Raw genomic sequence first — 23,620 nt, 5'->3', positions numbered from 1 at the left:
ATTGAGAAATAGGAAAGGAATCCATTAACTGATGAATTACTTGAAATCCGGAATGATAACGACCGGTATTGCCGCAATATTAAATTGCAGCGGTGCAATCACGGAGACGATTCGAACCGATCGATTTGAAGCATCCACCGAGTCTTCACTCTGGGAGAACCAACCTCAAGAACTTCAAGAGAAATTAACAAAATCATGGAGGGGAGGAATAAAGGCGATACGTACCACGCTGAATGAGAATAGTGAGAAGGAGAATATAACTGAATGGAACCTGTTTTACAGCTTGGAGGATTCATTAAACACCCTTCCCCGTGAAGAGCACTCTTCCTTCATCGCTGCCTATTATAGTAACGAACGAAGAACCATGCTGGAAAACGGAGATGTCATGCCTGCCTTGCTTTTACATCCCGATCATACAAAGGCGATACTTTTTTGGGAAAAGCTTGATGGCACCTATGCCATGATTACATTAGAATTGCAAATCAATGCAAACAACAAGTCTGAATGGGATGTAAGTCATTCTTGGATAACCAAACAACCCTCATCCACTTGAAGTGGGTCAGGGCATCATTGATCCTATATCCATTCGTACTCCCTCATAAAGAGTGCTGCATGTACTTTAATGCGGTTCCGTTTCTCCATCCTCTTCTGCTGACAAAGATAAATTGGCATTTAACCCCTTCACATAAATCATCGTGGTATCCGGGTTGATATGCCCCATCATTTCTGCCAAGCGATGCAGTGGTGTATGCTCGGCCATAGCGTATCCGAACCGATGACGCAGATCATGGGAACTTAGCCCTTCCAGACCGGCTGTAGTCATCACCTTTTTGATCAAATGGCGCAGCGCCCTCTCCGTTAAGCGATCACTGGTTTTCTCGGAAGGAAACAGGTAAGGACTATCCGGTGCGAGGCCAACCATGTACATCTTCAACAAAGCAATACATGTCATGTTCAGCGGAATTTTCCGTTGACCGTTTCGTTTATCGGCCCGCACGGTAAGTTGCCCGCTTCTTTTGCCCAATTCAATATCACCGGGAGCGAGGTTGCATATCTCCATCGTTCGTATACCGGTATGAAACATGAGGGTAAGGATGGTCTGATCCCGAAGCGAGTTACCGTCTTCGACGGCAGATATGAATGATTGTTCTTCCTCGGTGGTCATTCGGCGGGGGCTAACCTTGTCTTCCGGAATGAATTTCAAAGGTTTGGAAGGATTACTGCTAATCCTGGCTTCCGATGAAGCCCACTTAAAAAAACGCTTCAATGTAATCAGTCTGCGATTAATGGTAGACGGCTTCAATTGCATTACCTTTTGTGAATCTTCCCGATAACGGACCAAAGTCGATGTATGCACGTCTTCGATTCGAAATGAGATCTCTTCACTCCGAGAATCGTTCCCTATATACCATTCGGTAAAATGCTTCAAATCACTCGCATATTCCTTCAAGGTTTTGGGAGTCAATTCTCCCTGGTTCGTAAGCATATGTATGAATTCCTGAACAACCATTTCCCCTTGTACCGAAGTACCACAACCCTTATCCATTAGAAAAAACCTCCAAATCTTGACTTATATTAGCGGACATGGTATTATCATATTAATCGATACATTAGCGGACATCAAGTCTGTGGGTTGAATATACCTGATTAGCGTTGATTCTAAAATTAACCTTTTCAAAATGGTCGTTTAAAAACTTATTTTTTGGAGGAACTACATGCAAACAGGTACAGTGAAATGGTTTAACGCGGACAAAGGATTTGGCTTTATCGAAACTGAAGAAGGAACAGACGTATTCGTTCATTTCAGTGCAATTCAAGGCGACGGTTTCAAAACATTGGATGAAGGACAACGCGTCCAATTCGAAGTAACTCAAGGTAACCGTGGTCCACAGGCTGAGAACGTTACTAAAGTTTAATTATATTAAAGCTGCCTTGTACAAGGCAGCTTTTTGTTTTATTACATGAGCATTTTGCATAGATTCAAAGAGCGTCTTTCAAAATGCTGACTTCATAAACTTATCATCCAAAAACGAAAAGTGAGGTATGACAAATGGATAAAGAACAATTGATCACAGAAGTAGCCAAAAACGGCGGATTCTCCAAAAAGAACGCTGAAAAGGCCGTAACGGTTGTACTGGATTCGATTTTGGAAGCTTTAAAAGAAGGTAAAGAGGTTCAACTGGTTGGATTCGGCAAATTCGAAGTGCGTAATCGTGAAGCACGTATGGGTAAAAGCCGTCGAACTGGTAAGGAAATTCAACTTCCAGCAGGTAAAGTTCCTGTATTCACAGCAGGATTAACAATGAAAGAAGCTCTAAACTAAACAGCAACAACAAGATCGGAAAAGAGGTTTTTATTCAAACACACAACGAACATTTTGATGTAAATGTCGTGTTTTCTACGGTTGATGATATCATTAACTTTTATTCGGGCAAGCAGACAGACCAGAATAACGCGGAAGATCACACCCATTCAACACCCCCATCAACAGAGTCTGCACAGACACCACAACTACCCACTCGCTAAAACGAACCTTTCATCTTGGACAATAAGAAGCCCTGTTCCGCTCAAAACGGTCCAGGGCTTGATTTGTGTTAATCGAGCACCCAGGGAGAATGAATTTTGGGTACGTCATTGATTAATTGTTTGGTATAGGGATGCTCCGCATGGTGAATAACTTCCTCCGCTCTCCCCGCCTCCACCATTCGTCCATGCTCCATAATACAGATCGTGTCGCTCACATAATAAGCCAGACCCACGTCGTGCGTAATAAACACAATCGTCATGCGGTTCTCATCGCGCAGCTTGAGCAGCATATCCAGAATCGTTGAACGCGAGCATGCGTCCACCATGGACGTTGGTTCATCGGCGATCAACACCTTAGGATGCAGCATGAAAATGCGGGCAATCATGAGCCGTTGCATCTGTCCACCGGACAGCTCAAACGGATATTTGTTGTATAACTCTTCGAACTTCAAGTTGACGAAAGAACAGGCTTCCTTCATTTTGGCATATTCCTCGTCCTTGTTCAGCTTCAGCCCCTGAAGTTTGATACAGTCCACCAGCAGCTTTTCCACCCGGTGAAATACGTTGAACGAAGAGAACGGGTCCTGGAAAATGGCCTGTATATCCTTCCAATAGGCTTTACGCTCACGGTACCGCTTCATTTGTCTGGGCTTGCCATCGTATTCAATCGCTCCACCCGTTTCCTTGAGCAAGCCCATGATCATTTTCGCGAGTGTCGTCTTGCCACTGCCACTCTCTCCGACAATGGAGATAATCTCCCCTTCATGAAAATCAAAGCTCACATCGTCCACGGCTGCCTTTTTGCGATTGCCAGTACCGTACACCTTGGTCAGATGGCGGCCGCTGATCAGCACCTTGCCCATCGCCATACTACCTCACTCCTTTCGGGGAGCCTTGATCCGAGCCCATTACGCCCAGAAAGAATCATTTCATTGGTCTGCGATATCGTCTGTGTCAGATTGAACATCTCGGACATCTTCTTTATTTGAGTCATTCTCCTCCTGATTTTCTTCCCTCTCCTGGGGCTCTTCGTTCATGCTCTCCTGCTGTAAGTGACTGTCCTGCTCCTGCTCCCTGATCTGCTCCAGCATTTCTGGTGTCAGGAGACAGCGATATAGGCGCCCATCGACATGAATGTTCTCGATTTTGCCCTGGCGGCACTCGTCGGTCACCAGTGTACAGCGCTCTGCAAAGCGGCAGCCTTCCGGCACATTCTTCAGATTTGGTGGTGCACCAGGAATGGCAGCCAGTTTGTGCTCCTTCATGCCCTCTTCCGGCACAATGATGGAGCCCATCAGTTTGCGAGTGTACGGATGCAGCGGATTGAAAATCATCTGCTCTGCCGTGCCTCGTTCCACAATCTCACCGGCATACATCACCATAATTTCATCCGTGACATGGTACAGTAGCGGCAGCTCATGCGTGATGAACACCAGTGATTTGATTACTTTGCGCTTCAACAAATCCTTCAATAGACGAATGACCGCCTTCTGGGAGGTTACATCCAGTGCCGAAGTAGGTTCATCCGCAATGAGCACGTTGGGATTCAGAATTGTTGAGATGGCGATAACCGTTCGCTGCTTCATGCCGCCGGATAATTCATTTGGATACATATCCAGCACATCCGGCGACAAGTTCAGTGATTGGAAGCGCTCCGTAGCCATCTTCCGCACATCCGACCGTTTCATCTCCGGACGATGCTCCTTCATGATATCTTCAATAAACCTGATAATACGCAGCGTTGGGTTCAGTGCATTCATGGCAGCCTGCGGAATATAAGCAATTTCCTTGCCCAGAATGCGCGAACGAAGCTGCTCTTTGTTCAGCTGCATAATATCGGTACCATTAATCCGGATCGAACCACTGCCATAATGAAGCGGCGGGAAATAAAAGCCCATCAGGCTGAGCGCCAGCGTCGATTTTCCACAGCCCGATTCACCTGCAATGCCCAGCGTCTGCCCTTCTTTCAGTCCGAACTCCACCCCGTCGACGGCAAAGACATTCTCCTTGAGCCGGGTACGGTAATAGGTTTTCAGACCGCTGACCTGAAGTATAGGTTGGTTCATGGTCTTAGCTCCTTATTTTCGGATTAAAAATTTCGTCCATGCCCGTATTCATCAGATAAAGCGAGAAGGTAATGACGGCAATCGCCAGCGCCGCAGGAATGAACGCCCACCACGCCCCTGCTACTGGCGCTTCAAACACCAGTGCCCAGTTCATCAGGATGCCGAGTGAGATCGTATTATACGGCCCCAGTCCCAGCATGGAGATGGATGCTTCGGACAGAATGCCCGATGCCGTCTGGAGCACAAAAGCCATCACCACATAAGACGCGATATAGGGCAAAATCTCATGGATAATGATACGCGGCGTACTGTGTCCCGAAATTTTTGCAATATGCACATGATCCCGGCTACGCAGAGATGTCGTCTGGGCTCGCACAGCCCGGGCCGTCCAAGGCCAGCTAGTTATACCGATAATGATCGCCGTCACCAGGGAACTGCGTGAATCAATGCTGACGGAGATCAAGATCAGGATGATGAACGAAGGAATAACAATGAAAATATTGGTGATCGCCGTCAGAAAGTTATCCAGCATTCCCCCGATATATCCCGACACCAGACCCATAACCAAACCGATAACGGTCGCAAACACACCTGCAATTAGCCCCACACGTACGGATGTCTGGATGCCATACATCAATTCAAGGAAAATATCCCGTCCAAAATTGTCCGATCCTAGCAGCAGGCCATCGCCAGGTGGCTGGAACGCCATCGCAATCATCTCGAGGGGATCACTGCGATTAATGAGCGGATAGATCGTAACCAAGAGCAGCATGCCGACAAAAGTCACCGCGCCGATCATGAATTTGGGTGACTTCAGCAAAATAGAGATCGAATGCTTCATATCACTGTTCCTCCATTTGAGCGGCCTTGATGCGCGGGTCAATGAAACCGTAGATGACATCAATAGTGAAATTTGCAAGCAATACAGCAATGGCAATCAGCAGCGTACACCCCGAGATTAGTGGGTAATCCAGTTGCCTTATGGCCGTGAACAACCATGTGCCGATGCCTGGATAACTGAAGACAATCTCACAGATGAGTGACCCACCTACCATCGTACCGATGGAGAGCGCAAGTCCCGTAATTTGCGGCAGCATAGCGTTACGAAACACATAACGCGCAATTCGGCCGTCGCGAATACCCAGCAGTTTGCTGTATAACACATAGTCTGAATTCAGCTCATAGATGGACATCTCCCGCATGCCAATGGCCTGACCACCAATGGTCACAAGCACGATGGAGAGGAACGGCAAGGTATGGTGGCGAACCACGGACATGATAAAGTCGAAGCTCAGCTGCGGTACCATCTGGAAGTCATATCCGCCCGATAAAGGGAACCATTTCAGTGATAACGCAAAGACATACAGCATAATAATAGCCAGAGTAAAAAAAGGAATGGAATTGATAAATAAAGCTACCGGAAACAGTACTTTATCAAAAACACCTTTCCGGTACGCTGCAATCGCACCGAGCAAATTACCAATGATCCAGCCGACCAGGATGGCCGGAAGTTGAAGCCCCACCGTCCAAGGGACGGCGGAGGCCAGAATGTCCGTCACAGGCTTCGGATACAGTCCAAAGGACGTGCCCAGATTGCCTGTGAACAGATTTTTCAAATAGATGCCGAATTGGGTCCATAGTGGCTGATCAATGCCGAATTCAACCGTAAACGTCTCATACACCCGCTTGATGGAATCCGAGTCAGTCATCCCTGACGTCATTTTGGAAGCGATCATGCTCACCGGGTTACCTTCAATCAGTCTAGGCAAAATAAAATTCAGTCCGATGGCAATGACCAGGGTCAGGCCGTACCAGAATACTTTTTTGGCGACATATCTGGAATAGGCATTCATAGGATTTAGCACCCCCGAGTTTAGCGGATAAGGGCCTTATGTCTGAAGTGGCGTGTCACTTCATCGTGTCCTGATTCAATATGAGTTCCTTAATTGTGGATCTGATACAATGCCTTAATACCTGCGCCGTCCATCGAGATTTGCGGCGGAATGTTGGTGCCATCTCCTTCTGTCGGGAAACCTTTCCAAACCGATTCGTTCACGGTGTCAAACACCCATGGTCTGTACATTAGCGGAATAGAAGGGATATCTTTCAGCCAGATGGTATTCAGTTCAGTGTACAGTGACTTCAGCTTCGCCTCGTCAGACACGGATGGAATCTCTTCAATAATGGCGTCTGCACGGTCATTCTGGTACCGTCCCCAGTTCCAGAAAGCCATCTCACCCATTGGGGCAACCCCTTTGGAGTACATGATCGTCATCGCACGGTTCCACGGCTGGCTTGGGCTGACCCCGCCTGCAGGCGTGTTCATGATAATATCGAATTTGCCGGTTTGCAGATCATTGGTCCATACCGGGGATTCCGGGAATTTGGTGCGAATCTCAATCCCTATGGCCTTGGCGCTCTGCGCTACGATCTCCAGGGCAGCGTTCCAGTCAGACCAGCCGTAAGGACATTCAACCTCGAAAGGTCCAAGGCGTTTGCCGTTAAGAACACGGATGCCGTCTTTACCTTTGGTTGCTCCAATCTTGTCGAGCAGAGCGTTGGCTCCTTCAATATCCATCGTCCATTGCAACGACTTGATGGCATCTTGGTCAATATATTTGGACTCGGCGTCCGAGATCAAGGTCAGGGAAGGCTGCATTGGCGCGGAATACCCGCTCATGGCCAGCTCCGAGATTTTGTCATAGTTGATGCTCATGGCTATCGCACGGCGAACGTCAGCATTATCGAGTCCGGCTTTGGACAGATTGAAGAAAATGCTTGGCATGGAACCGGGCAGATAATACGGCGCATCCTTCAGATACGTTTTTACAGCAGCCCCGCCTTCCCACATCTTCCACACTTGAGGGATAAACTGCTGGGAGACGTCCACTTGCCCACTCTTGAACGCCAGATCACCTGCGGCATTATCCTTGTAGATCACGTGAGTGATGTACTTCGGTGCGGGCAATTTGCCGAACAATTTCTGCCCCCAGTAGTTATCGTCACGGACAATCGTAATTTTCTGGTCGTTGTAAAAATGAAGCTTATAGGCTCCGGTTCCCACTGGATTGTCATTAACCTCTTTACGAATCGCGGTCAGATCATTATTGTTCTTCTTCTCGATCTCTTCCCAGATATGCTTCGGCAGCATCGGGATCAGTTCAATGCTGTCCAGTACGGTCAGCTTGTTGGGGTTATCAGGGTTCAGCTTAATTTCCACGGCCTGTGCTCCATCTGCTTTCACTTCACTGATGTAGGTCCAGAAGCTGCTCCAGTTGATATCGTATTTTTTGCCCAGTTCATAGGTGTATACAACATCATCTGCAGTAAAAGCCGTTCCGTCGCTCCACTTCGCATCCGCATTCAACTCAATACGCAGAGTGGTTTCATCCGTCCATTCATACGAATTGCCTAAGAGAGGTTCAAGGCCACCGTCCAGCTGGTTTACCATAAACAGGGTTTCGTACACCAGTTCCCTGGAGTTGCCGTAATTCACTGGAAATGCGGGATTTCCGCTCAACAGATTGAAGTTGGTTGGTGGCCCCCATTGCAGTCCATTGATATACAAGGTCTCATTACGTGGTGTCTCCTTGTTGGTCTGAGGTGCAGGTTCGTTCTGGGTTGTCGTGGTCGGTGTATCCACCGTCCCTTGTGGTTCACTTACTGATGGCGGCTGAACACTTTGGCATCCGGCAAACAATGTGACCGACATGAACAGAGCGACGAGCGGTGTGGCAGCTCTCTTAAATCGCATTCTGAACCCCTCCGTGAATTCATATTGATGTTATTGGAAGCGCTTACTTAAAGTTATTCTATGACTTATCTCACACAACATTCCATCTCTTTTCTCAATTTTGAGACATTGTTTTTGAGGTCATACAAAATAACCAGCTCCGCATGGGGCAGCTGGTTATTTGCTAAATTTGGATCACTACTCCACAGAAGATCAAGAACGGTTTACTTGACGAATCCATTACGAATGGCAAAGACGACCGCCTGTGTGCGGTCTTCCACCTGAATCTTTTGCAAAATGCGATGTACATGAGTCTTGACCGTACTCTCACCGATAAAAAGCTTGCGAGCAATCTCCTCATTCCGTAATCCATATGCCATCTGCTGCAAAACCTCCAATTCCCGTCCCGTAAACGGTTCCGGCAATGGTTTGTTTGCTACCGTCTCCTTCACTGAATCCGAATGACTCGGAGTTGAACGAATAGCAAGACCGATCACCTTGGCTGCCACCGCCGTGCGGTAGATCGCCTCCCCCCGGTATGCAGCACGAACCGCATCAACGAGTTCGTCCGGCGCCGCATCCTTGAGCAGATAACCAACAGCTCCGGCACGTATTCCTTTGTACACATAGTCCTCATGATCGAATGTGGTCAGGATGACCACTTTGCAGTCAGGCAGTATCTTCATCAGCTCCGCTGTCGCTTCCAGTCCGTCTCCTGCTTCCATCTGCACATCCATCAATACGACATGTGGACGAACCTCTGCTGCCAGAAGGACTGCTTCATGTCCCCCGCCCGCTTCGCCTACCACTTCCATATCCTGCTGTGCATTAATAATAAAACGTAAACCATGCCGGACCAGATGCTGGTCATCCACGAGGAGTACACGTATGTCCTGTATGTCTTGCTCCATTATTGTTCATCACCTCTCCTTCACATCTTGAGGAATGGTAAGGGTTAACCTCATTCCATGTGGATCGACTGCATCAATGGATAAGGAACCGCCTGCCCTTTCACATCTTGCTCTCATACTCGACAGTCCGAAACCGGGAGAGATCGGATTCTCTTTGCGATACATTCCGTTGTCCTCCACAATCATATGTAGCTGATGCTCCTTCTCCAAGATGTCCACCTTCACTTGCGAAGCCTGGGCATGACGAATGATATTCGTTAACGCTTCCTGAAGTACACGATACAATAATTCGGACGTTTCTGGCGTCCAAAGGCTCGTCTGCTCTTGGGGGGTCAGTTTGATCGTGAAACCTGCCATCTCCCGTATCTCATTCACCAGACTCGTCAAGGCGACCAGCCCGAGGCCTGCTTCATTGCTGCCCATCTGATGAGCAACAGTCCGAACCTCCTGGAGACATTGTCGGACTACTTCAAGCACCGTACCCATCGCTTTGTCGGCTTCCGCTGCATCCATCTTCATCATATATGGCAATGCCTGAAGCTGAACAATAATGGATGTCAATCGGTTACCAACACTGTCGTGCAAATCCATTGAGATTCGGCTTCGTTCTTCAAGTACGGCATACTGCATCAATCGCACGGTAGCCTGCTCCAACTCCTGATGTGTATCCTGAAGCTCCTGATGGGCATGTGTCAGTTCAGCGTGCACCTTCTGCAATTCCTCATAATGTCGTTTGCTGTCCTGTCTGCTTTCACGCCTGATTCTCGCAGCCCAGCATAGAATATAGGTTACAGCGTGAGCCATCGAATACACCAGAATCTGATTGGGTTCGTATTCATCCATATAGAGCAGCGCCGCATTCCCGATGATGATAACGAAGCCAAGCAACGAAGAACGATGGATGGGCAATTTTAGCGCAGTATATCCGATGAGATAAAAGGTTAATTCAAATATGCGATACTCGGCCTGGAAGAACTGGGCATAGAGCAGCGTCACCATCCAAATCACCAATATCCCTAACGTTCGCATCCGCTCATTTCGAAGTGACTGTGGAACCCAAACCAACATAAGGTAGGGCAGTCTAACGACCAGTCCTGCACCCAAATCGACCCACGCCAATTCTTTGAAGGGCTCGATCAGACTGGAGAGCAGCAGCAACGTTAAAATAAGATCTGCTGTATGATCCAGTACCACCTTTCGAATCTGCATCCATTTCGAATCGTTCTGCATAGCTATCCTTTCCAATCCTAAAGTTTGAAATGATTATACACCTCTGCCTTGAAAGCGCTGGACTTTGGCATACAGAAAATAACGCCGGGCAGCAATACTTCCCAGAGGTAGAAACAAAAGAGCATTGCTCAGTGAAACCACCGTATGATGCACATCCCATTGGCTGGCGAGCTGTCTTAACACCATAACCGCGATCAGAAGCAAGCTACTGGCCAGCGATCCCTTAGACATCATTTTACCTGTAGTTGGATGGATTCGAAGCTGTTCCAGATGTACCCGCCACGCACCAATCCCGCAACCTATGATGAGAAAAACAATATATAACAGAATGTTGCCCACCGTTAATGGTGTATTTACTACGCTCGAAAGCACCCAATACGCAATAATCGCTGGAAAGACCCATAAACGGGATGTCTTCACTTCCTTCTCCCTTAGCGATAACAATAGAACAATGACAGCTACAATAACAATATTCATCATGTTTTTTTCCTCACCTTCTCCACGTGTTCTCTGATCTACATTTAGTGTAGCCGAATTTAACGGGAGTTAAGTCCACCTATAGATGGATTGGCTCTCTTAACTTCTTCCATCCAGGGGCTTATTGTGGATATGCAAGGTTCCATGAAGTGTGATGATGATGAGCATATGGAGTGCAAAATAAAAAAACTGGCTCCATAAGGAACCAGCGATAGTCTCGTTTTTTTGCAAATCAATTTACGTACACCAACCTACTTACTCTTCAGAAGCTCACGCAATGTCTGCGGATCGTATGTAGAGACCAGTCGTTCCAAATGTGTGTCCAACCACGCCTCATCTTGATCCCACCATTTCAGTTCCAGCAGTAAAGCAATGATCTCGTCGTCGAAACGCTTTTTGATTGGTTTGGCCGGATTGCCACCCACAATGGTGTAAGGCTCGATATCCTTGGTGACTGTCGCATTGGAAGCGACGATGGCACCGTCTCCAATCGTGACACCCGGCATGATAGTTACATTTTGCCCAATCCAGACGTCATTGCCCAATACAGTGTCTCCCTTAAAAGGAAGCTGATCCAGCGTAGGAGTTACTCTCTCCCAACCACCACCAAAAATATTGAAGGGATAGGTTGTCATGCCCTCCATCCGATGATTGGCACCATTCATAATGAATGTCACACCTTCGGCAATTGCACAAAACTTACCGATCACCAGCCGATCGCCTAGGAAATCATAATGATGCTGAATGCGGTCATAAAACTGCTCGGGTGGACGACTGTTGTCACTATAATACGTATAATCACCGATCAGCACATTAGAGCGCGGCGGCAAATTCTGAATGTAACAAACGGTACGAATATTATCATTAGGGAAAAGTTTTGTTTTATCGGGAGCCATATGTGTTCCCTCCTTTTCCCTCATTGTACCAGAAAGGGATTCGATCTGATCATCGAATCCCTTTTCTCGTTCTCCGTAGTACAACATTACTAACTATACCTGAGAGATTTTCTTATTTGGATGTAAGTGTTACTTGTGCAGCCGTTTGATCCCAATCCACGGTCAGTCCCAGTCCTTCAGAGATGAAGCGTACCGGCACAAGCGTGCGACTGTTTTTGATAATGGCTGGTGCATCAATTTCGAGCGTTTCACCATTCACCGTTGCTGTGCTGCTTCCGATCTGGAGCACAAGCGTCTGGTCATTCAGAACAGCTGTTACAGTTTTCGCTGTTTTGTCCCACGTTACTTCTGCACCCAAAGCTTCAAGGATGGCGTTCACGGGTACCATAACCCGGCCACTTTGCTCTAGCGGGTCCTGATCCGGGAACGTAATCGCTTTGTCATCGAGAGTTACGGTAATCGCTTTGTCCGTCGTTCCTGTTCCGTTATCCGTGCCTGTATCTTCTGAAGTCTCTGGCAAAGGCGTTACTTCACGTCCAAGCTGCTCTTGCAGATTGGCAAGTCGGTTCAGGGCAAACGTCGTCAGCGATCCCGCTGCCATAGAGCCCATACCTCCGCCTCCGCCAAAGTTACCGCCAGGACGTGTCTGGGTATTGCCTGTGCTGTCTGTTGTTCCTGTTCCCGTTGTGCCATCCGGCGGTGTTGTACCATCGGGAGGTGTCATGCCTTCAAAACCTTCCGGAGGCGTCATACCTTCCATGCCCTCTGGTGGTGCCATGCCTTCGAATCCTTCTGGTGGTGTACCACCCATGCCGCCCATACCACCTGTTGCATCAGCGTTGGCAGAGTATGCAATGTTGGATTCGAACTGCTCGGTTGTGTAGAACTTCGTTGGATCTGCTTCTACATATGGACGAATGATGTCAGCCAGACCTGTGATACGATCCTGGATGCCTTCCATATAATCCGTCAACTCATTGACGTAGCTCAAGTATTTTTCCTTATACTCGGGTACTTCAAGCAAGTTGTTGATCATCGGTACATTTTCCATGCTAATGCCCAGTACTGGCTCGTCCACGGATACGTTCGTTGCATTGGTGTTGGTCGTGGTTGATCCAGTTGTTGTTGTACCACGTCCGCCCCCACCCGAGTATCCATTAAAGGACATGTTAAAGTCCCAAGGTACGACGGTGAATTTGCCAGCCGCATCTCCGTAAAGCATGTAGTTATGCCCTTTGTCGCCGCTATAGCTGTCATAGTTACCAAAGACCATGTTGCCCGCGATATATTTCAGTGCCGAATCCACATCCAGCACACTCTCGATATCACCTTTTTCACCTTCAGGCATGTCGTTCAGCGTTTTGATGAAGTTTTTGAGTTTGGTTTTATTCTCGTCCGTACCCAAATCTTCGGTGATGGTGCTGTAGTCACTGCCTTCTGAATATTGCAGGTAACTCTTCTCATCCGTATCGTAGAGGACACCGTCCTCATAATCTTCACCGTAATTGCGTTCCAGGTAGCTGTCATCTACTGCTTCAACCCCGGTATAGAAACCAACCAGTTCGCCGTTGATATACAGATTAACGTAGTTCGTCATCGGTACATCCATGCCAATGCTGCGCAGCGCTTCATAGTGAAGAACTTCACGCATGTACGATGGATCGGAATAGTTGTTGTTCAGGACCATTTTATCCAGACCGAGCAAGGTTTGTGTTTTGTCGTATTTATCGAACTTCAGTCTGAAGCTGTAACGGTCAGAATCTTGCATGGAGGCTACGGATTTCAAAGTCAGATTACCCTTGGTGGAGAAACCAACGTTATCTAGCTTGTTGCCGTCCACTTCCACACTTACCTTCTTATAATCCTTATCCAGCGGGCTTTCGAGCATGCTCTTCCAGTCTGCATCATCAATCGTAACATTCACATCAATGACGTTGTCCGTTTGGAACAACGATTCATAGGCTTGCGTGACGCCTGTGCTAGTGCTTGTATCCTCTGCGGCAAACGCAGCGTTCGGGCTTCCTACCAGGGCAAAAGATGATGTTACCATCGTCACGGACAAGGCCGTTACTGCAACTTTACGTAGTAAACTATTCAAATGATGAATCCTCCTTCTTGGTTTCTGTTAAGCAACTTAGGCTTATGAAACCATGGTAGAGGACAAACCTTTAATGAATCTTAAATAAATGATTCACAACAAAAAGTAGCCCATCAGGCTACATAAGTTGAACTATAAATGGTACACCTGATCACTCCGATTGCAGTATAGTGTAAAATTGAGCTTCAACTTATATAGACGCCTGCTAGGCTACTTGCTCTGATCCTTTACAGCTCGGTAACGGTAACACCTGCTGCTTTGTAATAGTCCTCATTCACATTGTTTAGAATGTTGGCCTTCAGCAGAATGCCGACTCCGGCAAAGAGTCCAATTCCGTTTGTGTTACCTTCGATTCGGTTATTTTCAATTAACACATTCTCGGGGTTTCCTTCGCCAATATTGCCGGCTCCAGCATCACCTTTGTCGCGCTCAAGACGCACGCCCCAGTAACCGCTAGCGGTATTGTTACGGATCACATTGCCTCGAACCACCGTGCCCGGTCCATTCAGCACTTTGATTCCTGCCGCATCTGCAATCGTGGTTGTACTCTCGATGAGATTATCCTCGATTAGAGTATCGGGGGTGCCCATGGTTACCGAAATGCCGATTTGGCTGTTCCTGATCGTGTTGTCATGAATGTAGTTTCCTTTGCCCGACTTGCTGTGATTGCTGGGTGCTGAACCCCCTGTATTGCCAAGTCCAATCCCTGCGCCTGTCAGCACATCCGTAATGACATTGCCCGAGATTTCATTCAAATACTCCAGTTCACCATGAAGATCAATAGCATCCAGCTTCGTTCCGTTAAATGTATTGCCACGCAGTACGTTGTTATGGGCAACAAACTGGATCAACGCTCCATGTCTGAGATAAGGGCCCTCAAACGTACTATCCTCCACCACATTCCATATCGTATCATTGTCAAAGCCGAGCCGATCAGTCTTGGCCGTTCCCTGAATGGATATTCCGTAGCCTGAACCCCCAGGGCCCAGATCTGTTGCATTACGGAATGTTGCATGCTTCACAACGACATCTCGGCTGTGTTCGATGCGGATAGCCATTCGTTTAAATTTCTCCACAATTACACCGTCGATCGTAATGTCATACGATGGTTTCTCACCATAGTTAGCGATGTGGATCATGCTATCCGGCCCCCCTGCGGAGGGATTGTTGGATTTGTGATCGGTCGTGTAGCTGCCAGACCAGGATGAAGTTAGGGTCATATTGGATACGAGAATGCTGTGCTGAGCCGATGCTTTCAGGACGGCGCTGCCCGTCACCTGATCCAACGATGTCTTGAGCACGGTCCCTCCACTGCTCTCTCCTCTCAGGTTCACCCCGGATTTGAGCATCAGGTCGGTAGTTCCATCCGGCCCGGACAACAAATTGTACACTCCATCAGGCAAAAACACTTCATCACCAACGCTGGCCTCATCAATGGCAGCCTGTATTGCAGGTCGGTCATCGCTCGTATTATCAGCCAGATCTGCTCCGTAATCCCGTACATCAATCGTACGTCCGGTTACAGTATGAGGAGGATGGACTGCATGTGGTGTTCCATCTGTCTCCGTCAGACCTGGAGCGATAAAGGGCTCCGTTCCCTCCGGTGGTTGTGGCTCAATGTATGGAATCAGGGCAACAGGCGTCCCTCCGCCTGCAAAAGGAGCATACAAATGCACATCGGTCAGACTTGTATAAATACTTGAATCAGAATTGCCATGTCCGGTGATCCGTACATAACGTGCAGAAGTATCCGGGATATCAAATGCCTGCATTTCTGTTGTATCCCCGCTGCTTTCGCCGCCATATACCTGGGTCCAATGATCACCGTCAACAGACGTTTCTATTTCAAAAAAGGTCTTCCTGACATCCCCTTTGTAAAAACCAATCCCAACATAGCCCACTTGCTGTGCCTGCCCCAGATCAAATGTGATCCATTGCCCCTCTCCGGCAACAGACCAGCGTGTATAACTGTTATTGTCGATGGTATTAGTCGCCAGGTTGCCGTCGCTACCGCTTGCCGAGACGGAGGCAACAGGCAGGGACGATACCGGAACGGTAAGGGTGGTCAAATCGGATGATAGGGCACTGCTGACGTTGCCAGCTTCATCAATCGCCCTCACTTGAAACGTGTACGATGTTCCGGCTGCAAGTCCGCTGTCATGAAATGACTGCTTACTTTGTTCAGCCAGCAAAACTCCCTCCCGATATATCCGGTATGCAGATACAGCTGTATCATCGCTGGCAGCGGGCCATCTCAGTTCCGCAAAATCCGTTCCCCAGTTGCGAATCTCAAGTATAGCTCCCTGCTCCCATTCTGGTGACTGCGTGTCACTTCCTTCTTCGATTAAAGCAATGACCGATAACTGTGGACGCGGATTGCTCGTTCCGTTGGCTTCCTTGGTATAGACGTTAACGGAAACACCTGTTGATCCCGCATCCGCGAGCAAAAATGCAATCTGCCCGGCATCTGGACGACTCTTCACATAATCGGTTACATCCACTTCATAGACGGCCGGACTTCCATTACGATCTGCCGTGACCTGGAATTTGCCAAGCAGCGAACTTTCGCTGAGACTTTGGACCGGGGCATTCGACCAGGTTAACGATGATTCACTCCAGTCTGTTGAATTCAAACCGTAAAGAGACAACTCTGTATTGATATTTGATGTGCCTTTTTTGGCGGCAATCCGTAGTCGATACCGATCTCCTTCGGGCTCATTTCCGGACATATCAAATTTGAAATACACATATTTCTTGGTGGATGAAGTGGAAGAGATGCTTAGTAATCCGGTGCTGGAGCCCGTTGCCTGATTAAAATTCAGATCAGGCTTGCTGCTGTCAATCGCCGCATCGTCACTTGGCAGCTTGCTGGCGATGACCTTTTCAATCAACGGTTTTTCTTCTTCGGCTCCAGGCAAAGTGTCTTCGGGATTGTTTTTGAACATAATGGGCTCCGTAACGATCCGGTTCTTCACATGTTCATCAAGAAAGGCCCATGCCTCCGCATTGGCAACCTCGGAAGCCGTCCCTGTAAATCCATGGCCCTGACCAGGTACGATTTTCATATCCACTATCGGGACACCCGCAGATTGAAGCTGTCCCGCGAAAGTAACACTGTCTGTGTAAGGAATGGTGGCATCAGCATCACCGTGCCGAATCCAGAACGGTGGATCATCCGGTGAAGCATAAGTTCCCGGCATCGCAAGTCTGGCCTGCTCCGGTACATCGAATGCACGATGTCCGCCAAGCAGAGCCGTTACCGAGCTATAGTTATTGGCAAATGTCGTTGTAAAATCAGCGGGTCCGTACCAGTCGGCGACCGCCTGCACTTTGTCGGAATACTCAGGCCATCCGCCAGAACCTTCAAGATCAGGTACATCTACCGTCACCCCTGTATCGAGCATTACAGTGTCACCAGCCACAATGTCCCCTGTTGTACCGAGCAATGCAGCCAGATGGCCGCCCGCAGATGATCCCCAGACGCCTATACGACTCGGGTCCAGGTTGTACTGCGCCGCATGGGCCCGCAAATATCGGATAGCAAGCTTTACATCCTGAATCTGGGCAGGGAAAGGCGCCTCAGGCGTCAGCCTGTAGTCCAGAGATACACCGATATAACCGCGTTTGAGTACATAATTGCAAATGGAGTTCAATGCCTGCTTTCGGTCCCCGTGATTCCATCCACCTCCATGGATATAGACCATGACCGGCATCGGTTCAGCTGCCGCTGTCTCAGGAACAGCAATGGATGAATAGATTGCTCGCCCACCAGCCGTGCCAATCTCCACATCCTCGTATAAAGTCACTCCTTGTGGTGGCGTAAATTCAGTATTCTCCTCTCCAGGCGGAACTGGCGATGGGGCAGGCGTTATACCGGGAATAGCCTGACCATAAATGGCAACATTGTCGATATACATGTTGGCCTGCATGGCATCTCCTGTCCGAAAACGAATTTTCACCGTGCTGTTATTGTTCGCTTCCGAACCCAGCGCCCAGCTTTTTAGCGTATTCCCTTCCTTCTTCTTCACATCTGGAGTGCCTGGGGGAAGTTCAAATGTCTCCAGCGTTGCCCAGGAACTGCCCCCGTCCTTCGACCATTCGATAATAATGCTTCCGCTGATATAGGACGAGGCGCGTGTATAGTAGCTCAGCCGGATATTTCCGTATCCAGTTAGATCAAGTGGCAGCGCGAGTGCATCGGTTCCGTCAATCTTGATCATGTTGGGCAGCGAGGGTGCAGTTGTGGAAGATGATGTTTTGGCCTTGCTTCCACCTACTCCTTCCTGCAGCCAGGGAGCTCTCAGTGCAATTCCGCCTGTAGAGCCAAAATTGTCCGGGTCATCAAAGTTTTCCGCGTAAATCTCCAGCTCTGGGCCCTCTGGATCTGGGATATTTTCTTCCTGCGTAGTATTTAAAATAGAATGAGGATCAGCGTCTTCCATCGCCCGGACTTCATGCACGGGAACGGTAATACCGCTAATGAGTATGACAGACATGGCAACAAGTACAACCCGCTTCTTCCACGTTTTGAACACGTCATTCACTTGTATCCCCTCCGTATTCAGCTGACTCACTACACTGGTTCCATCCCGCTTAGTTAGCGACGCGGTGCCGACACTCCCTCACCCTTATTGAATTTCTCGGTGGCTTCTTTGATTGCCTGATCGCCGCCCTTGGATTTCCATTCCTCTACCACTTTCGGCCAATCGGAAATTGGCTCCTTACCATAAACCATCTTGATCATGTGTGTGAGCAATACCTGAGGAGGTGTATCCGAATTGGGAGCAATATCGGGATTCTGTACAAAAGCTTCCAAACGCGGATCAAAGTTGATGCCATCCCGACCTTCTTTGGCTAAAATCGTATCGTAAATATTCATCAGCTTTCTGCCTTCTTCTGTCAATGATAACGAGCCTTTATTGTATGTCGTGTCCTGTACGAACCATAAGAACGATTGACGGTAACGCTCCTCGTCCACGCCAGCAGAGTCTGTCGGAGCTGTATATGAAATCACACCATTATCCTCTGTATAGGTCTCTCCTTCCGTACCGTACGTGAAGAACTTCTCCGCTTCGTCAGACACCATCCAGTTAAAGAAACGGATAATGGAAGCTGGATCAGCCGCATCCTTATTAATAAAGTAGGCACGTGTCACCGGACCGTACAGATAATAACCGCCCTTTCCGTCGGGGCCGACTGGGGAAGGGATAATCTCGATTTTGGCATCGGGAACCGACGCTTTAATCTGCTTCTCCCATTGGATCAGTTCGTTGGCGTTCATGGACCACATACCTGCCTTGCCCGAGAGAATCGTATTTTTGAATACGGTGGAATTGATGGTGGCGAACTCTTTGTTGATGAGCCCTTCCTCGTACATCGTCTTATAGACAGTTAGGGCTTGCTGCATATTCTCGTTATCCATGAACTTCGGTATAACCTGGTCGCCCTGCTGCTCCATCATGGACAGGAACTGCTGTACGTCATAGGCACCGAAAAAGGTATCTGCATATTTGAAATCCTCACGTCCCATATAGGGATTCTCCACGCCGAGCTTCTTAAAGGCGCGCAAAACGTCCATCGTTTCCTCAACTGTAGTTGGTACCGGTAGTCCCGTTTGATCCAGCAGATCTTTGCGAATCCAGGTTGCCCGGCGGGATGGATTGGATAAATATTCAGGGATGGCATAGATATGACCGTCATGAGTTACCTGGTCCCAGGCTTCCTTCGGCACGGCTTTGAGCAAATCTTGCCCGTACTGCTGCAACAGTTCATCCAGGGGCTGAAATACCCCGGCTTCGACCGATCCGGCCATCTCTTTGCCGTTGACGCCGCCGTCACCCTGCACCACGTCAGGAATATCATTGGTGGCAAACATCTGGACCATTTTCTGTTCATATTCCTTATGGGGCACCAGGACAATTTTCAGATCGGTATTGGTCAGATCCTCCAGTTTCTTCACCCATTGATCCTTGTTAATGTCGGGTGACTTCTCCACATACGTATACGCCAGCGTCCGTAGTGAAATGGAGAATTTTGTTTTGCCGTCTCCCCCTCCCTCACCGGATGCCGCTCCGCTCCCTTTGTTGCACCCCGTCATAACAGCTGCCGCCAGCAATAGCGCCATGCCTGAGACCATCCACTTTTTCATGCTACCCCTCTTTTCATCCTAATTTAGATTTAGGTACCACTCGTTGGTGAAGCGCTTTCAAATAGATGTTAAAACATCCCCACCGCCTGCAACAATGGGGATGTTTTAGATGAGATTGCGTTTTCTTTAGGTCAGCACTCAGCGTTCAACAGCATCCAGTCATATAGCACTATATAAATTGAACGTACAAACATTACACTCAGCCACTGCGATTGCAGTACCCTCTTCCGATCGCTGTTATCCCCAGATTTTTTTGATTCCCTTTTCAGAGGGGAAAATCCGGGGATAAAGGCGAACGCTTCGCTTCTTCAGTGGGTTCTGCACTCTTCGTTCTTGTGTAAATATCCAGTTCATCTTATCTAGTACGTCTTGGATACCTCGATCTTCTTCGTTACACCGTTGTCGGTAAAATAGAGATGGATACCGTGATCCTGGTCATCAATGAAATAAGGGACATATTTCGGCTCCTCGATCTTATATGGCACAAGCAGCGTTACAATTCTATGGCTTGAGGCAGGCCGCGTTTCTGCGCTCAGATGATAATGTCTTTCCAACCCTTCGTACTCTGCCGGGTCCACCTCTGCGAATTGATCCGTCTGGCTGAGCGACAACTCACCGGAGGAAGCATATACAAACGTGCCTTCAAGCCCCGCCTTATTACCGTTCAGACGGAAGCTCTGCCCTTTCAGCTGTAGCGGGTGCAGTGCATGGAACAGCCATTGAACGCTGTCCGGCTTCTCCAGATCAATGTGGTCCACAATGACGAAATAGGAGGATTGCAGAAAATGAATCTCCCGTACAACACGCTTCACATGGGGTACGGTGCTGGCATAGGCATCGGTCGCTACCGCGCGCACATAACCATCGCCATCCCGCCAATAGGCCTCTTCGATCTGCCCGGTGGCAGCCATGTTCAGCACCTTGTTGTTCTCGGCATACTGACCTGCTCCGCCAATCAGCAGGTTGTTTTTGGAGCGTGTCTGCCTGCGCCATTCCCGGTGAAAGGAGCTGCCGTGCGCGATATAATAGCCCGTATCCGCCGCAAGCGGCTCACCAAATGCATGCAGGGTAAAGCTGTTCTGATCCGCATGACTGTGGCTGATGGAACCATAACGGCTCGATTTGAGAAGAAGCATAATATGCTCATCCGGATCGTCCATCCGGTGATGCATGGCTACCCACCCCACATCACGGAACCACTTGAGCGGCTCGATGTCCACAGGCGACTCTTCCTCCACCTGCGGATAATCGTGGCGGTATACCAGATCGTCAAAGTTAAAGTCCCACCAACCGTAGTTATAAAAAGCCCCCTCTGTCCCCGGATCGGATTGGCGTACACGCTCAAAGTACCACTGGTACCAGTGGTTGCCTGTAACACCTGCCAGTTGGCGGACAAGATAGCCTGTTTTCAAGTTTACCGGGTCACCCAGCGTAGACTGATCTCCAAAGCTGGCACGCCGAGCGTCGGGCGGGTACACGTAGAGTGGAAAATCTCCGGTACGCTGGAAGAACGGCCGACGAAAGAAATCGATGCCCGCAAAATTTCGCAACAAATTCATTGCTTCGGTCACATAGGCCATGCCTGTTGTCCAGTACATTGGACCTTCGGCCCATCCCCCATCACTACCACCCCAAGGGGAGTACAGACAGGCATAATAATCGATCGCATAATCCAGCCACTCTGCAGCCTGCTGCTCCTCATGCAACAAGGCCATACAGCAGGGCACAAGCACGGAGGATAATGAACGCACGGCATGGCTGTCATAAGGCACATGATGGATTTTCGAGCGAACCATCACATGCTGGGCCACCTGTTCTGTCCGCCGCAGCAAGCTGCGCCTTACCACCTCTTGCTCATCACTGGTCAACTCATCATGCAGCCAGTCATAGCCCCAAGCGAGCGCGGCGGCGACCCGAAAAGCCGCCTCATCGTTATAATCACGGGAGGTCGTTCCCTCCGTATCCCAAGCCGCCACATGCAACAGCCAGGTTTTGGCTGCTTCAAGCAACCGTTCGTCACGTAGGACCCGCCCTGCGATGCTGAGATGACGAATCGCATATAACGTTTCCTGACAGTCAATGTACATTTGCCTCCAGAGCGGGGCGACACGTTTGTTCTCCGGGTAAGGCAGCGGTTCACAGATCAGTTCGCGATTGGCCCACGGCTCCACGGAATTTGCCATAAACACATCCCAGCCGCAATATGTAGCATCTGATGCAATACCATCCGCAAGTGCCCTTAGCCCACTCTCTCCGAGCCATAGCCGAGGGTGAGACGTGTCCGTGGCAACATACCGCTGAGCTCGAGAAGGTAACGGTGTCTCGGGCAATCCCGCTGGCACCGTAAACTGCCTCACCTCACTCCATGCCGAAATTTCCTGCTGCTTACCCAGCACAGCGTCCGCTTTGGCTTCGCTATCTTGCTGCACTGGATGATCTACAAGCAGCGCATATCTCCAATAATATTCCCCAGGTTCAAACACCCGGTCAGGCGTGAAAAAGTTATACGGGAGCGGTACAAAGGTCATCGTCCCTTCTTCCTGAAAAGAAGGCCCCACCGACACCTGCAGCAGATAGGCATTCTCATCCTCCTGCTGTGCCGCCATCCAGGTAAACCTTGGCGGATTTTCTGTCAGAACAGTATGTTCGTCAGGTGCATAGTCCACATGGAACGGCCCGCTGATTGGTTGGTACAACGGTCTTTCTGCAAGCTTCCGCTTCACTTCCATCGTATCGTCCCCTCCTTATCGCAATGGTGTAGCATCAACGCATGTACATTCCGCCATTGATTTCAATCGTTTCTCCGGTTATGAAAGAACCCAGCTCGGAACACAGGTACAGTGCCGCTCCTGCGACATCATCGGGAGTCCCTTCCCGTCCAAGCGGGATGCTGCTTACCGCAGAAGATCGACCTTCCGCCGAGGTGAACGTTGCGTGGAATGCCGTTTGCCCGATGAAGCCCGGTGATAGGGCATTAACTGTAATCCCGCCAGGAGACAGTTCTTTGGCAAGTCCTTTGGTTAACGCAATGACAGCCGCCTTGGAGGCTGCGTAAATAGCTGCACCCGGACCGCCCCCGTTATGAGCCGCTACCGAGGTCAGATTGATAATTCGGCCGCCTCCAGCCGCTTTCATACCAGGAATGACCGCTTTGGAGACAAATACGGCGCTCTTCAGATTGACATCCATAATCCGGCTGTAAAGCTCCTCGCTCATCGTTTCAATGGGGCTTCGTTCCACCAGATGCCCTGCATTATTAATCAACAGATCAATCGGACCGCCAAAGCGGAGCGTAATCTCCCCAACCATTGATTCTATGGCATTCGTATCGGTCACATCTGCCTGAAATGCAGCTGCTTCACCGCCAGCATCCCGGATGGCGGTCACGACCTCCTCCGCCCGATCCATATTATGCAGGCCATTCACAGCCACCTTTGCTCCGCAACGAGCCAATGCCCCAGCAATGGCAGCACCAATTCCTCCGCTGGAGCCGGTAACCAGCGCAATTTTGTTCTGCAAGTTAATATTCATGTTC

General features: G+C 49.1%; 18 protein-coding genes. 3 read left to right on the top strand and 15 right to left on the bottom strand.

The window, feature by feature from the left end; all coding sequences use genetic code 11:
- Positions 1-31: 31 nt before the first annotated feature.
- Positions 32-553 carry a hypothetical protein gene (locus BLV50_RS11840; protein ID WP_063567847.1) on the top strand — a complete coding sequence of 174 codons (522 nt, stop codon included), beginning with the start codon at positions 32-34 and terminating at the stop codon, positions 551-553.
- A 66-nt stretch (positions 554-619) separates the two neighbouring features.
- Here BLV50_RS11840 and BLV50_RS11835 read toward each other — a convergent pair whose 3' ends face one another.
- Positions 620-1,546, bottom strand: coding sequence for a tyrosine-type recombinase/integrase (locus BLV50_RS11835; protein ID WP_063567846.1), 927 nt, complete (start codon positions 1,544-1,546; stop codon positions 620-622).
- A 169-nt stretch (positions 1,547-1,715) separates the two neighbouring features.
- On the opposite strand from BLV50_RS11835, the gene BLV50_RS11830 reads away from it, so the two are divergent.
- A complete protein-coding gene (locus BLV50_RS11830; protein ID WP_062320808.1) occupies positions 1,716-1,916 on the top strand; it encodes a cold-shock protein in 201 nt (66 codons plus the stop codon).
- 134 nt (positions 1,917-2,050) lie between these two features.
- On the top strand, positions 2,051-2,323 hold the full coding sequence (locus BLV50_RS11825; protein WP_053783990.1) for an HU family DNA-binding protein: 273 nt from the start codon (positions 2,051-2,053) through the stop codon (positions 2,321-2,323).
- 271 nt (positions 2,324-2,594) lie between these two features.
- On the opposite strand, the gene BLV50_RS11820 is transcribed toward BLV50_RS11825, so the two are convergent.
- The 14 genes from BLV50_RS11820 to BLV50_RS11755 all read right to left on the bottom strand — a co-directional run bounded on the left by BLV50_RS11820 (position 2,595) and on the right by BLV50_RS11755 (position 23,616).
- A complete protein-coding gene (locus BLV50_RS11820; RefSeq protein WP_063567845.1) occupies positions 2,595-3,395 on the bottom strand; it encodes an ABC transporter ATP-binding protein in 801 nt (266 codons plus the stop codon).
- A gap of 60 nt (positions 3,396-3,455) precedes the next feature.
- Positions 3,456-4,592, bottom strand: coding sequence for an ABC transporter ATP-binding protein (locus tag BLV50_RS11815; RefSeq protein ID WP_090807848.1), 1,137 nt, complete (start codon positions 4,590-4,592; stop codon positions 3,456-3,458).
- 4 nt (positions 4,593-4,596) lie between these two features.
- Complete coding sequence (locus BLV50_RS11810; RefSeq protein ID WP_063567844.1) at positions 4,597-5,433, bottom strand: ABC transporter permease; 837 nt, start codon at positions 5,431-5,433, stop codon at positions 4,597-4,599.
- Position 5,434: 1 nt separating this feature from the next.
- Positions 5,435-6,445 (bottom strand): ABC transporter permease, encoded by a 1,011-nt coding sequence (locus tag BLV50_RS11805; RefSeq protein WP_063567843.1) that lies wholly within the window; start codon positions 6,443-6,445, stop codon positions 5,435-5,437.
- Between the two features lie 89 nt (positions 6,446-6,534).
- Entirely contained in the window at positions 6,535-8,346 is a 1,812-nt protein-coding gene (locus BLV50_RS11800; RefSeq protein ID WP_090807846.1) for an ABC transporter substrate-binding protein, read from the bottom strand.
- Between the two features lie 203 nt (positions 8,347-8,549).
- The gene (locus BLV50_RS11795; RefSeq protein ID WP_079695083.1) at positions 8,550-9,236 is read right to left on the bottom strand and encodes a response regulator; all 687 of its coding nucleotides are present in this window, start codon (positions 9,234-9,236) and stop codon (positions 8,550-8,552) included.
- Positions 9,237-9,245: 9 nt separating this feature from the next.
- Complete coding sequence (locus tag BLV50_RS11790; protein WP_218135390.1) at positions 9,246-10,445, bottom strand: sensor histidine kinase; 1,200 nt, start codon at positions 10,443-10,445, stop codon at positions 9,246-9,248.
- A 54-nt stretch (positions 10,446-10,499) separates the two neighbouring features.
- The gene (locus tag BLV50_RS11785) at positions 10,500-10,946 is read right to left on the bottom strand and encodes a hypothetical protein (protein WP_063567839.1); all 447 of its coding nucleotides are present in this window, start codon (positions 10,944-10,946) and stop codon (positions 10,500-10,502) included.
- Positions 10,947-11,194: 248 nt separating this feature from the next.
- The gene (locus tag BLV50_RS11780; protein ID WP_072735152.1) at positions 11,195-11,839 is read right to left on the bottom strand and encodes a Vat family streptogramin A O-acetyltransferase; all 645 of its coding nucleotides are present in this window, start codon (positions 11,837-11,839) and stop codon (positions 11,195-11,197) included.
- Positions 11,840-11,951: 112 nt separating this feature from the next.
- Positions 11,952-13,937, bottom strand: a complete 1,986-nt coding sequence (locus tag BLV50_RS11775; RefSeq protein ID WP_090807843.1) for a CotH kinase family protein — start codon at positions 13,935-13,937, stop codon at positions 11,952-11,954.
- 227 nt (positions 13,938-14,164) lie between these two features.
- A complete protein-coding gene (locus BLV50_RS11770) occupies positions 14,165-18,511 on the bottom strand; it encodes an alpha/beta hydrolase fold domain-containing protein (protein WP_256337940.1) in 4,347 nt (1,448 codons plus the stop codon).
- A 23-nt stretch (positions 18,512-18,534) separates the two neighbouring features.
- The gene (locus BLV50_RS11765) at positions 18,535-20,085 is read right to left on the bottom strand and encodes an extracellular solute-binding protein (RefSeq protein WP_177031171.1); all 1,551 of its coding nucleotides are present in this window, start codon (positions 20,083-20,085) and stop codon (positions 18,535-18,537) included.
- A 359-nt stretch (positions 20,086-20,444) separates the two neighbouring features.
- Positions 20,445-22,814 (bottom strand): DUF4962 domain-containing protein, encoded by a 2,370-nt coding sequence (locus tag BLV50_RS11760; protein ID WP_090807839.1) that lies wholly within the window; start codon positions 22,812-22,814, stop codon positions 20,445-20,447.
- Between the two features lie 34 nt (positions 22,815-22,848).
- Positions 22,849-23,616, bottom strand: a complete 768-nt coding sequence (locus tag BLV50_RS11755; protein ID WP_090807837.1) for an SDR family NAD(P)-dependent oxidoreductase — start codon at positions 23,614-23,616, stop codon at positions 22,849-22,851.
- Positions 23,617-23,620 lie beyond the last annotated feature (4 nt).

Source organism: Paenibacillus sp. 276b (assembly GCF_900107875.1).
GTDB classification, from domain to species: Bacteria; Bacillota; Bacilli; order Paenibacillales; family Paenibacillaceae; genus Paenibacillus; species Paenibacillus marchantiae.
Note: the sequence above shows the minus strand (reverse complement) of the source record. Positions and strands in the feature narration are given on the sequence as shown.

Bases quoted from the DNA above. Each gene is read 5' to 3' on its own strand.
- BLV50_RS11840 (WP_063567847.1), top strand. From the start codon at position 32: ATGAATTACTTGAAATCCGGAATGATAACGACCGGTATTGCCGCAATA.
- BLV50_RS11835 (WP_063567846.1), bottom strand. From the start codon at position 1,546: ATGGATAAGGGTTGTGGTACTTCGGTACAAGGGGAAATGGTTGTTCAG.
- BLV50_RS11830 (WP_062320808.1), top strand. From the start codon at position 1,716: ATGCAAACAGGTACAGTGAAATGGTTTAACGCGGACAAAGGATTTGGC.
- BLV50_RS11825 (WP_053783990.1), top strand. From the start codon at position 2,051: ATGGATAAAGAACAATTGATCACAGAAGTAGCCAAAAACGGCGGATTC.
- BLV50_RS11820 (WP_063567845.1), bottom strand. From the start codon at position 3,395: ATGGCGATGGGCAAGGTGCTGATCAGCGGCCGCCATCTGACCAAGGTG.
- BLV50_RS11815 (WP_090807848.1), bottom strand. From the start codon at position 4,592: ATGAACCAACCTATACTTCAGGTCAGCGGTCTGAAAACCTATTACCGT.
- BLV50_RS11810 (WP_063567844.1), bottom strand. From the start codon at position 5,433: ATGAAGCATTCGATCTCTATTTTGCTGAAGTCACCCAAATTCATGATC.
- BLV50_RS11805 (WP_063567843.1), bottom strand. From the start codon at position 6,445: ATGAATGCCTATTCCAGATATGTCGCCAAAAAAGTATTCTGGTACGGC.
- BLV50_RS11800 (WP_090807846.1), bottom strand. From the start codon at position 8,346: ATGCGATTTAAGAGAGCTGCCACACCGCTCGTCGCTCTGTTCATGTCG.
- BLV50_RS11795 (WP_079695083.1), bottom strand. From the start codon at position 9,236: ATGGAGCAAGACATACAGGACATACGTGTACTCCTCGTGGATGACCAG.
- BLV50_RS11790 (WP_218135390.1), bottom strand. From the start codon at position 10,445: ATGCAGATTCGAAAGGTGGTACTGGATCATACAGCAGATCTTATTTTA.
- BLV50_RS11785 (WP_063567839.1), bottom strand. From the start codon at position 10,946: ATGATGAATATTGTTATTGTAGCTGTCATTGTTCTATTGTTATCGCTA.
- BLV50_RS11780 (WP_072735152.1), bottom strand. From the start codon at position 11,839: ATGGCTCCCGATAAAACAAAACTTTTCCCTAATGATAATATTCGTACC.
- BLV50_RS11765 (WP_177031171.1), bottom strand. From the start codon at position 20,085: ATGAAAAAGTGGATGGTCTCAGGCATGGCGCTATTGCTGGCGGCAGCT.
- BLV50_RS11760 (WP_090807839.1), bottom strand. From the start codon at position 22,814: ATGGAAGTGAAGCGGAAGCTTGCAGAAAGACCGTTGTACCAACCAATC.
- BLV50_RS11755 (WP_090807837.1), bottom strand. From the start codon at position 23,616: ATGAATATTAACTTGCAGAACAAAATTGCGCTGGTTACCGGCTCCAGC.